This window comes from Wolbachia endosymbiont of Folsomia candida, from assembly GCF_001931755.2.
GTDB lineage: Bacteria > Pseudomonadota > Alphaproteobacteria > Rickettsiales > Anaplasmataceae > Wolbachia.
The window spans coordinates 1689044-1702501 of the sequence record NZ_CP015510.2; the positions used below are offsets into that span (position 1 = coordinate 1689044).

Sequence of the window (13458 nt, forward strand, 5' to 3'; positions counted from 1 at the left end):
CCACAAAAAACGAGAGATAAAACTAATAACCTTTATTAAATTTGGGATTTGATATACTATGGTCAATAAAATATACCTTATGAATGTTATAAAAATCTTAGTTATTATTATTTTTGTCATTACTTCTTCAAGTGCTTACACAAAGGAACCAGCTGGCTGTGCAGGCCACAAAACTTTTGTGCGTGCCATGAAGCAACAAGTTGATAACATATCTATAAAGAAAAATAAAAAAAACCGAGAATACGTATATGAAACTCTTCAGGGCGTGATCCGAGATAATGTTAACCTAAAAGGGATATCGCGATTCGTTATAGGAAAACATTGGTCTTTAGCTAAGCAGAAAGAAAAGGAAGATTTTTTAAGAGAGTATGAGGTGTATCTTACACGTCTTTGTACTCAGATCTTATATAAATATATGAATGATAGTGAAATGACAATAATGAGTGCAAGAGCAAGTGACGATCAAACTTGTTTGGTGAGCACAAGGTTTTCTTACGGTGATGAAGAGTTCACAAATATTGATTTTAAAGTTGCTGAAAATGACAATTTATTTCTAATAAGTGATGTTGTCATGAGTGGTGTAAGTATTTCTATTAATCAGCGCTCTCAATTTAGTGAAAAAATTGATACATACGGAATAGCAGATGTGATAGAAGAATTAAAGTGCAATAATGATCTATGATATACATGCCCCATTGGCCTAAACCACTTGGTAGCAGGCCAAAAGACTTTTCTCTTGACCGCATGAAAAGTTTCTTAAGTAAATTAGGTAACCCAGAGAAAAAAATGCCACCTGTAGTTCACATAGCTGGAACTAATGGAAAGGGCTCAACGCTTTCATTTATAAGATATATAATGCAAGCAGCAGGGTATAAGGTGCACACATACACTTCCCCTCATTTAGTAAATTTTAACGAGAGGATAGTGGTAGCCGGTAGCTATATTGATGATGATGAGCTATATAGCTTGTTAGAAGAATGCCGTGCAGCAGTTGCAGAGCAGCCTATCACTTTATTTGAAGCTGCAACGATTTCAGCTTTTTTAGCTTTTTCTCGTCATAAAGCCGATATTAGCTTGATTGAGTCTGGCATGGGTGGCAGGCTTGATGCAACAAATGTTATAGATAATCCGATTTTAACAATTATCACTTCCATTGCACTGGACCATACTGAATATCTTGGCCCTACTATAGAAATTATAGCAGGTGAAAAAGCTGGAATAATGAAACCCAATGTTTCTTGTGTAATAGCACCTCAAGAAACATCTATAATGAATGTACTAGAGTCCCATTCAATAGATAAAAAATCCCCTTTGTATAGAGGGGGGTTTGAGTGGAATTGCAGTAAACAGCTATCTGTTATTAAACAACCATCTGTTGCAAAAGGACCATCTGTTACCAAACGATCATCTGTCATCCCAGTACTTGATACTGGGATCCAGGAAAAAGATATATGGATTCCAGCGTCACGCGCTGGAATGACACCAGCTCGAATGATTTTCCAAACTTCTGCTCAATCAATAGAGCTTCCTTTGCCATCTTTAAAGGGTGATCATCAGGTGATTAATTCAGGAAATGCTATTGCAGCATGTAGTATTTTGAGTGGGAAATATGGATTTGATATTGGAGAAGAGGATATTGTTTCAGGTTTGCAGCATACTTATTGGCCTGCAAGGCTGGAGCACATAAGAGAAGGGAAATTAATTTCTTTATTACCAAAAGGCTGGAAACTATTTTTGGATGGTGCACACAACAATGATGGCGCTAGGGTCTTATCTGAATGGGTAAGGGATAATTTTGCTGAAGGTGTTTATGCAATTTTTGGCGTTACTCGTAACAGAAATGTAGAAGAATTTTTGAAACATTTAAAGCCTTACATAAAACTATTGTGTGCAGTTTGTGTAAAATCAGAACCCAATGCAACAAATACAAGTTTGATTAAAGAAAAAGCCGATGATATAGGGATAAAAGTCGCTCAATGTGAATCAATTGGCGATGCCATATCAAACCACATATTAAAAGCCCCTATCCCAAATATAAAAACCATACTAATCTGTGGTTCGTTATTTCTAGCTAGAGACCTCGCTATGGAGAATAATCAAACCACTCCATGAGCTGAGACGTGAAAAGTACCATCTGGATTTATACTACTGCTTGGATGTTCGGTTAACATCGCTAGAGGCACTCTTTGCTCAGGACCTATGCCTTCAGTTTTGACAACTTCTAGAACTTTTCTTTCATAAATTTCAATTGCTAACTTCGCTATTAACATACACCCTAATACCGCAGCGAGTCCAACAAGCACCTTGCTGTCCATACAACCAGATTGATATTGTAATCCCAAACCAGCCACTAATAAAGCACAAGAAAGGTAAGGTGTATATTGAGAAACGAAAATTGAAAACTTGTATTCAGACATTTCTTTTTGTAGCGCTTCTTCTATGTCTTCTGGCGTTAAATTTTCACCTTGTCCTTGTGCAGGGTTTTGTAAATCCACAACTTTTTTTATTACGGAGGAAATGAGATATATACTTAACATAAAAGAGGCAACAGTTACGATTAAGCTAGCACTAAATAAGATCCCAGGTGTAGTAGTAAAATTAGCAGCCTTAAATAATTTAATTGCTAAGTAAATGTATGATGCTAGTAATGAGATTCCTAAGAATAAATTTACTAAACCAAAAATAGAGTAATACTTTGTGCGCTTATCGTTTCCATTTATCTGATTTTGTTGAGCTAGCTGCATGTACCTTTGAGTTTCCCATGCAACAATTAAGCCTGCTCCATTGCTTAACGGCTTAATGTATTTTAAAAGCTCTGTCTTATATCTGTTAATTGCCTTCATTGGCTCATCACTTCCTTTTGTTTTATCTGAATGAAATTCAGACGCTAACCTTTTATATTGTTGATGTATTAGTTTTGATGCTTCCAAGTAATTACAACCTACAATGCTTTCTTTGCTAATACGTAACCCTGTAAATTGTGGTGAATAATAATTAAATTCTTTTTTGCTTAGTTTATAGCCCATATAACACCCACAAATTAACCTATGTTTAGTATGGTATATATGCCAAATTAAGTCAACTATTCCATCAAAAGACTCTACCCAAATATAAAAACCATACTAATCTGTGGTTTGTTGTTTCTAGCTAGAGATCTTGCTGTGGAGAATTTTCGCTAAGCTTTTTATTAACCCATTTTTCTCAAAAAACAGTTATACAAAAAGCCTATTGAGTATAATATAGAAAGATAATGGTTACTCACTGCTACATAAAAAAGTTGAAATTATATAATTTTCGTAACCATTCAGATTTTGAATTGAACTCAGACGATCACTCAGCTCTCATAATTGGTAAAAATGGTATTGGAAAAACCAATATACTTGAAGCAATCTCTTTGCTTGCTAAGAGCAATGGGATGAAAAAAGCAAAAGCGAGTGAAATGCAAAATAGATTCAGTAATAAAGATTGGGCAGTTCATTATGATTTTTTTAATGGAGCGAATTTTAACTCTATTGGCATCGCAAAGAGTTTTAACAAGAAACTGATTCAGATTGATGGGAAAACGCAACCAAATCATTCTTCTATATACAAAATATCTAATGTAATTTGGCTGATTCCGCAAATGGATCAGATACTGCTTAATTCTCCAAGTGATAGGCTGAAGTTTTTAGATCGTATAGCCTCACTATTTGAAGAAGATTACACTTGCTGCTACATGCAATATAGAAAAGCTAAGCGTGAAAGGAGCAAACTTTTAAGAGAAAATATTCTAGATGAAAATTGGCTCTTTAGTCTCGAAAGTGTAATGGCTATTAATGCAGTTAACATTTTATACATGCGGTTATCTGTTCTAAAGATATTACAAGATACAATTAATAACAATTCAACTGAATCTTTCCCGAAGGCAAATTTAAAGTTCAATAGCCAGCTAAATTCGCATGATACTATAGAAGATTGTCAGAGTCGTCTAAAGCAAAATAGATACAAAGACTCTTTAACTGGTAGAGTAAATTTCGGTGTGCATAATGACAACTTTCAGGTTCTTTGTCAAAAAAGAGATGTGCCAATAAACCTGTGCTCTACAGGAGAGCAAAAGTTGTTACTGCTTTCCATTATCTTGTCCAGTGTAAAAGCAAGGTGTATTCATCACAATAAAGCACCACTTCTTTTGCTGGACGATATAATGTCTCATCTGGATAAGCACTACAGAAAAGCATTAATTGAGGAGGTGCTCAGTATTCAATGTCAAACTTGGATAACTGATGTCAATAAAGACAATTTTAATGATTACAGTACTTCTTTTAAGTTTTTTGATCTGCTATAGTGAAAATTGCTAAGCATACAATTGCAAAGTGTAATGATGATATATGAGAGATAATACGAAACCTTACAAATAAACCTCAAGACAAAAAGACGTTAGATACATACCTGTGCCATTCAAATATTGGATGACAGCAATGGCTTTATGGGCAGATAGCTTGACAACCTAGAGTAGAAATGATAATATCAAAGTATTAATTAAATATTAAGGAGATTATATGAAACAAGAAACTAAAGAACGTTTAAAAGAATATTCAATATATTATGGTAAGAGAATACCAACAGGTTTGATAATGGGAAGTGCTATAGGTTTGGGACTAAGTTGTCTACCTTTGTCACCTTTACTTATGGGAGCAATTATTGCTGCTGTTCCTATAATATTATTTACTGCATATGAATATTATAAGGAGAGTAAAGCCTTCGATAAAATGATGCAAGAACATCCGAATGTTAATCCTGAAGCTGTTAAACTTGCTAATGATTTATTTATCAAAGATGCTTTGAAAGGGCTTCTTAAAGATGTATTGACAATGTGTGTTATTGCTGCAGCTTGTGTCGGTTTTGCTGCAGGTATATGCGCACTCATTCCTGGTGCAATGGTTGTAATGGCACCAGCAGCCTTAACAGGTGCTGCAATAGGAACCATAGCAGTAGTTGCAAAAGATCCTGTAAAGCAACGTATCATATCCCCTATAGTTGCGAAAATAAATGAATGTTGTTCTTCGGTTGGATGTCAAGCTGCGTAGCTCAACTGTTGCTTGAGTAGCACTTCTATTGTCATCCCAGTGAGTGACTTTTACAGGGATGACATCATTTTGCGCACTTTTGCATTCAAAGTTGTAACGTTTGTAGAGTTGTAAGGTAGTTTATTAGACCTCTTGCAGAACCTGTTTGTGATGAGGAATTTTTAGGAGAAGTGAAGATGAGTACCACAGAATACTCGAATGTATTTGAGGAGCGCAGGCGAGCTTCGACGACAAAATTGCCTTCAGAAATAGGGCTATGCACGAGGTCTATTGAGTCATACCTTTTGCTATTAACCTTACTGCTTCGATATAACACTTATGCTCTTCAGTTAGAATACGCTCTGAGAGGCTATGAATATCATCATCGGGCAGCACTTGCACAGCAGTTTGGCTAATTATAGTGCCAGCATCAACTTCAGGAATGACGTAATGTACAGTACAACCTGTAATTTTCACCCCTGCTTTTAGAGCTTGCTCTTGAGCGTTTAGTCCTTGAAAAGACGGAAGCAAAGAAGGGTGGATGTTTATGATCTTATTATTCCACTTACTTAAGAAATCAGCTTTTAAAATTCTCATGAACCCTGCAAGGCAAATTAAATCAACCTTATGCTCAGTGAGTATTTCGTGAATTTTATCGGCATCAAGTGGCCTATCTTTAACAACAAATGCTGAAATGCCAGCTTGTTTTGCTAATTTTAAACCAGCCGCTTCACTGTTATTTGTTACAACGCATGCAATTTTTGCGGGAAAATCTTGACCTTTACACGCCTCAATTAATGCTTGCATGTTTGATCCTCTACCTGAAATTAGTATTCCTAGTTTAATCTTTTTCATTATAGCACAGTTAATTTAGAATTTATTTTAAGAGTTAATACTAACAAAACAACTCAATTTGAATAATATTATTCAAGACAATGATATAGCTAACACAGATAAGCTTTCCCGACTTCATACCGCAATTTCTTCCACAACTGTACGAACATCCCGTAAAGCGATAGGTCTTGTGTTAAGTATCAACTATTGGTATCATCCGAATGCTCCTCATCCTGTCATCCAAGTAGCCATTTTCTTGTCATCCCAGTGCGTGACACTTGTATCTTTATGATGTGAGGCATTAGAGCTAAAATACCACGCAGGAAGGGTGAAGCCGACTTGACACTAACGCCAATAAGGCCGAATTCCAGATTTTGCTCCCCTCCCATAGAGTTAAAAGACTGAACAGTATCTTTGGAATTATATCCCGTATTACAAGGTTAGTCTAAACTCTCAGTTTATTTATAGTCTTGGAGGTAATTTTATGCAAGTAAATGCTATTTTGGGTGTGGATATTTCAAAAAAGAAATTTGATGTTTGTTTGCTGATGGACAATAAAAAACGACACAAAGTCTTTCAAAATAATCAGGATGGCTTTGCAAAGCTTGTGGTTTGGTGCAATGGCCATGGAGCAAATCTTATTCATCTGTGTCTTGAGGCAACTAGCTGGTATGGGGAAGATTTGGCTACTTTTATGCACGATTTAGGGCATAATGTTAGTATAGTAAACCCGGCTCAAATCAAGGCTTTTGGCAAAAATGAGCTGCTCAGAAATAAAACAGATAAATCAGATGCAGCTATGATAGCTAGATTTTGTATCGCTAATAAACCTGCTCTTTGGAAACCAATTGCACCTGAAATGAGGCATTTAAGAGATCTTTACCGTTGTATGCAATCGCTAAAAAATGATAAATTGCAACAGATGAACCGCTTGGAAAATGAAAATATGCATTCCAGCTGCAAAGAAGCTATATCTAAGGTAATTTTGGCAATAGAGGAGCAAATTATTGTTCTCGAAACAGAAATTAATGAGCATATAAATCACTATCCACATCTAAAAAATATGGTAGAAAACCTCAAGACTATAAAAGGTATAGGACATCTTACTGCTGTTGCTGTTATTGCAGAAATGCCAGCGGTTGATAATTTTGACAATGCTAAGCAATTTACAGCTTTTGCTGGTCTAAATCCAGGACATTATGAATCTGGATCGTCTGTAAGTAAGAGAAGTTGCATATGTAAAATAGGATCTGAGCGCGTCCGAAAAGCCCTTTATATGCCAGCTATAGTAGTCAAAAACCATAATAATCATTTTCAAAAATTTTGTCAGCGTCTAGCAAGTAAAGGTAAATGCCCAAAAGTCATAGTCCTTGCGTTAATGAGAAAATTAATGCATGTCTTTTTTGGTATTCTTAAAAACAATCAACCATTTAATTGTAATTTAGTTGGATAATTTGTTTGACATCAAAGACAGTATCTGGGATCTAGCAAGCGAAGGTTGCATATAATACGTTATTAGCATTGAATATATACAAATAGATTCTAGCGTCACGCGCTAGAATGACAAAGGCGTGTAGTATTTTTGAGCTATGCAACAAAGCCCACTGGGATCCAGGGATTTTTTTACACTGGATCCTAGACCCAAGTCATAGGATGACAGAAAAATGGTAAACCTTATTTATATTAGTTACACTAAATTACTCTCATGTATCCTCAACCTCAAAATACTGCATAATTAAAAATATGAAAAAATTTTTATTAAAACCGAAAAAGAGCCTAGGACAAAATTTTCTTTTATCAAGTGAGATAACAAAAAAAATAGTTGATTTGGCTGGTAATTTGGAAAATTTTAATATTATTGAAGTTGGGCCTGGATATGGTGCATTAACAAGTGAAATATTGGCACGTAATCCAAAGTCTTTACTATCTATAGAAAAGGATAGCAATTTAGTGAAACATCACGATCAATTGATGAATAAGCATCAAGAAAAGTATAGAATTATTGAGGCAGATGCGCTTCATGTTATAGAAGAAGAGTTAATAGAGAGTCCGGCCAAAGTTATTGCCAACTTGCCTTACAATATCTCAGTAGCATTATTCTTAAAGTGGTTAAACAAAATAAAATTTTTTACGAGTTTAACATTAATGTTCCAGAAAGAGGTGGCAGATCGCATTACAGCAAAACCTAATTCTAAAGATTATGGGTCCATATCAGTACTAAGTCAGCTATTATGCGATATGAAAAAAGGATTTGACCTTGAACCTAAAGAATTTTTCCCAGAACCAAAAGTGCACTCCTCTGTGATTACAGTAAATCCTTTACCTGCTCAGAGGTTCCAAGTAAATTTAGACACTTTAACCAAATTAACACGCACTGTTTTTGCTCAGAGACGAAAGATGCTAAGAAATAGCTTGCAAAGCATAACAAATAACACTGAAGCAATCCTTGAAAAGGCTAAATTAAGTGGGAATGAACGCCCAGAAAATTTAACAGTTGAACAATTTTGTTTGTTGGCAAACTTCATGTATTACTAACATGTAAAGGTCAACTAATTCATTAGGATGATAGAAAAAATGGTAAATCCTACTTGTTTTGGATATATAAGATTAATAAAAAAGCTAAACTGAGCTTTTATAATCACTTAAATCTAATATTATTTTATTAATGTAACGTTCATTTGCATCTTTGATTATAAATTTTACACCGTTTTTATATTTAATAACCTCATCTATAGAAGGCACTTTACCAGCAATAGAAAGAATTAAACCGCCAAGAGTAGCATAGTCTTCTTCAGGGCTTCGTAATTCTATTTTTAGATCCTCCTCTATATCCTTTATAAGAGCCCTTGCTGACACTTCAAATTTATTTTGAGGCAATTTAGTAATGGTATATTCCGAATTTGTTTCGTTTTCACTATCAACATTTGGTATTATTTCTTCTATAAGGTCAGTCATCGAAATTAAACCATCAGTTCCACCATATTCATCCAGCACAATAGCTAAATATGACTTAGAAGATTTCATTCTTATAAAAAGATTAGTAGTCCTCATCGATGGCGGCACAAATATTACACTTTGTATAATGCTCTTCAGGTTAAAACTTTTACCCTCACCAAAAATAATATCTTTTACATAAAAAAATCCTATTACGTTATCAAAATTATTTTTATAAATTGGTATTTTAGTATGGCAGGTATTTTTCACCTTCTTTATTATCTCATGTTCGCTTGATTCAATATCAACTGCACATATTTCTGTACGCGGAGTCATTATATCAATTATACCGCAATCATGAAATTTCAGTAGGCTGTTAAATATGTTAAGATCTGGCAAATCCTTCATTAAGGCTTCAGTTGCACATCTTTTCAACAAAGGAAATTTTTTAAAAAGCATCAGAAAAACTCTACATGCTATTTTCTCCATTAAAGACTTTTTTTTACTCAAATTACTTCCTGTAATGACAAAAATACTTTCAGATCAGGTTTATCAAAAAAACTGTTATTAAATGTTTAATAAGTGTGTGAATAATGTCAAATTAATTTGTGAATTATCTGTTGATATAAGATACTCACAATTGCTCCACAATCTTTTCACCGACATATACATAATTATATAACAATTTATAATAGCTAATTACTTTCCATAACAAAAAATAACTAACATACTAAACATTTTACTTATACACATAAATTACAAGAGAAAATCAATAGTATATGAAAGTTACTAACATATTTATTCACAAACCAATTCACGCATATTTTAATCAAATTTTAAGTTAATAACAAGTTATTGATGGAACTACTATTACTACTATACTTTAGATATATAAAAGAATAGATTAAATAGATTTCAAAATAACAAAAAAGTGATAGTCAAAATTATTAAAGAATGTAGGCCGGGCAAAAAAACACCAATTTGGCTGATGCGTCAGGCTGGCAGGTCTCTTCCTGAATACCGCAAAGCAGTGGAAAACATGAAAGATTTCATAGAAATGTGCTACAACACAGATTTGATAACAGAATTAACGTTGCAACCAATAAAAAGATTTGATATGGATGCGGCGATAATTTTTTCAGATATTCTAATCATAGCTGATGTTTTAGGTTGTGATGTAAACTTTATACGCGGTGTGGGTCCAATAATAAAATCTATAGAGAGTTCTAAAGAATTAAAAATCCCGCAAGAAATTGAAACTAAAACCCTGCCAATTTTAAACGCTATAAAAAAGGTCAGAAATCAACTGCCAAAAGAAAAGTCTCTTATAGGATTTGCTGGAGGACCATGGACAGTGGCATCCTACATTATAGAAGGTGGAAGCAGTAAAACTTTTTCTAAAGTGCTAAATTTTTCAACATCAGATTTAAAGAAAGTAATTGAAATCATTACAGAAGCAACGATTGCTTACTTGATAAAACAGATAGAGTTTGGTGCAGATATAATTCAGCTATTTGATAGTAATGCTGGTGCGTTATCAGAGCCATTATTCAAAGATTATGTTATAGAACCAACAAAAAAAATTGTTTCAGCAATAAGGGCTAAGTTTCATGATTTTCCAATAATAGGTTTTCCAAGATCTGCTGGAAAACTTTACAAAGATTACTGCGAACAAACAGGTGTATCTGCGGTAAGTATAGATTATGACGTTTCAGTAGAGTGGGCAAAGGAACATCTAAAAATCCCTCTGCAGGGCAATCTTAACCCTAACCTTTTAGCTTATAACAAGAAAGAAGCACTTGAAGAGGCAAAGCGTATAATGAATTGCTTTAGAGATTTGCCTTTCATATTTAATCTTGGTCATGGTGTGCTTCCTGACACTCCAGTTGAAAATATCGCTGCGTTGGTGGATCTGGTAAAGAGCTACTGATGTATAGCTTACATAAGTAAGACTTCCAAACATCATGCCGCGATTTATTCGCGGTATCTCATCATAGATCCCGCTAACAAGCAGTGAGATGACGATGTTATTAATTGGTAAATCATTCTTAGTTAACTCTAGGTTGCAGTGTCGTAGCACTGGAATGACGAGAAACGAGCATTTGGATGACAGGTGGTTTTGCAAGAAGTCTATTGTTTTTTTATTTATGATTTGTGTTATTATAAATGCATAAATACAGCAGTGGGATGGTCTGCAGAATATTACCAAAATGTGAATTTTATGTGACATAGATCAACTGGTTGCGGGGGTAGGATTTGAACCTACGACCTTCAGGTTATGAGCCTGACGAGCTACCGAGCTGCTCCACCCCGCGTCGTTGTCTGTTAAGTTATTATATTTATAATTGTGTTAAAACACAAGGACAAAATACCAATATGTACGCATATTTATTGGCTTTTTTTAGTGTGATAATTAATTATGCACGAAATAATATACAAAATGAAAAATATAATTTGATATTATGGTTTCCTATTTTTCAATGTACAGGGATTTTAATCTACTTTTCTTTAAGCTTTGAGCCTAGCTTCATTTCTGTTATATCAACTTTCCTATTATCTCTGCCTCTATTAACCTTGATTGCAGTATTGCATCGAAAGTATGCAATACTATCTATTGCTTTAATAGCAGTGCTAATAGGGTTTACAGCAGGTAAATTAAGAACAGCTTTAGTAGATACTAAAACCCTTCATAAAGAAAGATATGTGAAGGATATTACTGCTACCGTAAAGGATATAAATGATAAGGGTCTGTATAAACAACTTCTGCTTTATGAAATACAAAACACGAGTGTAAAATTGGATAACATCAGAATATCTGTGAGGACTGAAGTAGAAAAGGATATTAAAATAGGTGATCAAGTAGCGTTGTCAGCAAAGCTTTTTCCACTAAAAATCGCACCTTCTGAATACGCATACGATTTTGCAAGGATAGCTTATTATCAAAAAATAAGTGCTACAGGTTTTGCAACGAGTAAAATTATTTTGCATAAAAAAGCTGAGAGCAGAAAATTTCAGGAATATATAGAATCTTTCCGTCAGTATATTTATGAAAATCTACAACAAAATAGTAAAAAACCACACGCGGATATAACCTCTGCATTACTAATTGGCAAAAAAGATGGAATAGACCAAAAAACTATGGATGCAATACGTGATTCAGGTATTGCACATTTGTTTGCTATATCTGGTTTACATTTATCATTTGTTGCTGGTCTATTTTTTCTTGTATTTCGTAATCTCTTTGCAATATCTGAAACTTTAACCCTTAAGTATAATACTAAAAAGATATCGGCATTTCTCACAATTTTTCCCACCACATTTTATTTGCTAATCACAGGAATGCAAATTTCTGCTCAGCGTGCGTATATTATGGTAATTTTAGTGCTCACTGCAACAATGATAGAGAGGAAATATCGAGGTTTAATTGCAATTGCATTTGCTGCTTCAGTGATACTAGCAGTAGAACCAGAAGCAATTTTAAAGCCTGGTTTTCAGATGTCATTTTCTGCTGTGCTCGCACTAATTTCTAGTTACCAAATTAATGCTAATAAATTATTCAAGATAAAAGTGATAAGATATTTTGTATCAATTATTATCAGCTCAATAATAGCAAGTTTGGCAACTGTGCCATATACAATATACAACTTCAACTATTTTTCGATTAGTGGTATTATTACGAATCTAGTTGCTATACCAATAGTAACATTAATCATTATTCCGCTTGGAATAATTTATGTTTTTCTCATTCCGCTAAATATTCAGTGGGTTATAGTGCCTATTATAGAACGTCCAATTGATGGTGTTTTGCATATAACAAACTTAATAGCTGATCTTAAATATTTGGTGCTACCTATTCAAACTTTTCCTGCTGCATCAATTATTATAATAACCTTGGGATTGTTATGGCTGTGCTTGTGGGAAAGAAATTGGCGCTTTTTCGGAATTCTCTTGATTGCGTTTGGTATTTGTTTTAGTGCTACATATAAAACTCCTGATATTTTAATAAGTAGCGATAATAGTGCTGTGAAAGAGAGTGACAACCTACTCTATTCTCTTACAAGAAAAAATAGGAATTTTGTCGTAAAAACATGGGCAAAGCAAAACGGACAGGACCAAATTTTGAGTCATACAAAATATAACAATTCAGACAAAAGACTAAACTGCGGTGATTATGGATGCATATATAATAATGGGAATAATAAGTTAGTGCTGCTTGCTTATAAAGCAGAAGATATCTCGCAAAATTGTAATAATGTTGACCTAATAATTCAGTTAAGTGAATTCGACTATCCAAATTATAGTGTACCTCTTGAAAAACCCTTTGTAATTTCAAAACTATCTCCTGTCATTTCAGCGCTTTTCCCTGTCATCCCAGTGCTTGACACTGGGATCCAGAAAAAAAATAGATGGATTCCAGCGTCACGCGCTGGAATGACACCGAGCATGGGGGATGATCTTTCACTAAAACAATGGTTATGTAAAAGACCTATTATCAAATATGCTGATCTAGAATGGTACGGTACACACTCAATTTGGTTAACAAATAGTAACATAAATATTAAAAGAGTCCGCTCTAATAGGCCTTGGCATAAGTTAAAAAGTTTGACTTTACGCCGTTATTAATATATAATTAATTAAATTCAAA

At 34.1% G+C, this 13458-nt stretch carries 11 protein-coding genes and 1 tRNA gene; 8 read left to right on the forward strand and 4 right to left on the reverse strand.

From position 1 onward, the window contains the following. The first annotated feature begins 79 nt into the window (after nucleotides 1-79). Both ASM33_RS07735 and ASM33_RS07740 read left to right on the forward strand, forming a co-directional pair. Nucleotides 80-682, forward strand: a complete 603-nt coding sequence (locus tag ASM33_RS07735; RefSeq protein WP_110409677.1) for an MlaC/ttg2D family ABC transporter substrate-binding protein — start codon at nucleotides 80-82, stop codon at nucleotides 680-682. Beyond that, nucleotides 679-2112, forward strand: coding sequence for a bifunctional folylpolyglutamate synthase/dihydrofolate synthase (locus tag ASM33_RS07740; protein WP_179947420.1), 1434 nt, complete (start codon nucleotides 679-681; stop codon nucleotides 2110-2112). Before ASM33_RS07735 ends, ASM33_RS07740 begins: the two co-directional genes overlap by 4 nt. Here the strand turns inward: ASM33_RS07740 and ASM33_RS07745 are convergent. After that, on the reverse strand, nucleotides 2097-3026 hold the full coding sequence (locus tag ASM33_RS07745) for a molecular chaperone DnaJ (RefSeq protein ID WP_110409676.1): 930 nt from the start codon (nucleotides 3024-3026) through the stop codon (nucleotides 2097-2099). The genes ASM33_RS07740 and ASM33_RS07745 overlap by 16 nt on opposite strands. A gap of 224 nt (nucleotides 3027-3250) precedes the next feature. Here ASM33_RS07745 and recF point away from each other — a divergent pair, with 224 nt between their 5' ends. Both recF and ASM33_RS07755 read left to right on the forward strand, forming a co-directional pair. Then, on the forward strand, nucleotides 3251-4324 hold the full coding sequence (recF, locus tag ASM33_RS07750) for a DNA replication/repair protein RecF (RefSeq protein ID WP_110409675.1): 1074 nt from the start codon (nucleotides 3251-3253) through the stop codon (nucleotides 4322-4324). Between the two features lie 214 nt (nucleotides 4325-4538). Further along, nucleotides 4539-5066 (forward strand): hypothetical protein, encoded by a 528-nt coding sequence (locus ASM33_RS07755; protein WP_110409674.1) that lies wholly within the window; start codon nucleotides 4539-4541, stop codon nucleotides 5064-5066. 267 nt (nucleotides 5067-5333) lie between these two features. On the opposite strand, the gene purN is transcribed toward ASM33_RS07755, so the two are convergent. After that, nucleotides 5334-5900 carry a phosphoribosylglycinamide formyltransferase gene (gene purN / locus ASM33_RS07760; RefSeq protein ID WP_110409673.1) on the reverse strand — a complete coding sequence of 189 codons (567 nt, stop codon included), beginning with the start codon at nucleotides 5898-5900 and terminating at the stop codon, nucleotides 5334-5336. A 463-nt stretch (nucleotides 5901-6363) separates the two neighbouring features. Between purN and ASM33_RS07765 the strand changes: the two genes are divergently transcribed. Beyond that, nucleotides 6364-7332 (forward strand): IS110 family RNA-guided transposase, encoded by a 969-nt coding sequence (locus ASM33_RS07765; RefSeq protein WP_110409672.1) that lies wholly within the window; start codon nucleotides 6364-6366, stop codon nucleotides 7330-7332. Between the two features lie 290 nt (nucleotides 7333-7622). Continuing rightward, entirely contained in the window at nucleotides 7623-8414 is a 792-nt protein-coding gene (rsmA, locus tag ASM33_RS07770; protein WP_110409671.1) for a 16S rRNA (adenine(1518)-N(6)/adenine(1519)-N(6))-dimethyltransferase RsmA, read from the forward strand. Nucleotides 8415-8498: 84 nt separating this feature from the next. Here the strand turns inward: rsmA and ASM33_RS07775 are convergent, their stop codons facing one another. Further along, nucleotides 8499-9323, reverse strand: coding sequence for a transporter associated domain-containing protein (locus tag ASM33_RS07775; RefSeq protein ID WP_110409670.1), 825 nt, complete (start codon nucleotides 9321-9323; stop codon nucleotides 8499-8501). Between the two features lie 421 nt (nucleotides 9324-9744). Here ASM33_RS07775 and hemE point away from each other — a divergent pair, with 421 nt between their 5' ends. Then, on the forward strand, nucleotides 9745-10743 hold the full coding sequence (gene hemE / locus ASM33_RS07780; protein WP_110409669.1) for a uroporphyrinogen decarboxylase: 999 nt from the start codon (nucleotides 9745-9747) through the stop codon (nucleotides 10741-10743). A gap of 308 nt (nucleotides 10744-11051) precedes the next feature. Here the strand turns inward: hemE and ASM33_RS07785 are convergent. Next, nucleotides 11052-11128 (reverse strand) — tRNA-Met (locus ASM33_RS07785). Nucleotides 11129-11189: 61 nt separating this feature from the next. Here ASM33_RS07785 and ASM33_RS07790 point away from each other — a divergent pair. Further along, nucleotides 11190-13436, forward strand: coding sequence for a ComEC/Rec2 family competence protein (locus tag ASM33_RS07790; protein WP_237342915.1), 2247 nt, complete (start codon nucleotides 11190-11192; stop codon nucleotides 13434-13436). Nucleotides 13437-13458 lie beyond the last annotated feature (22 nt).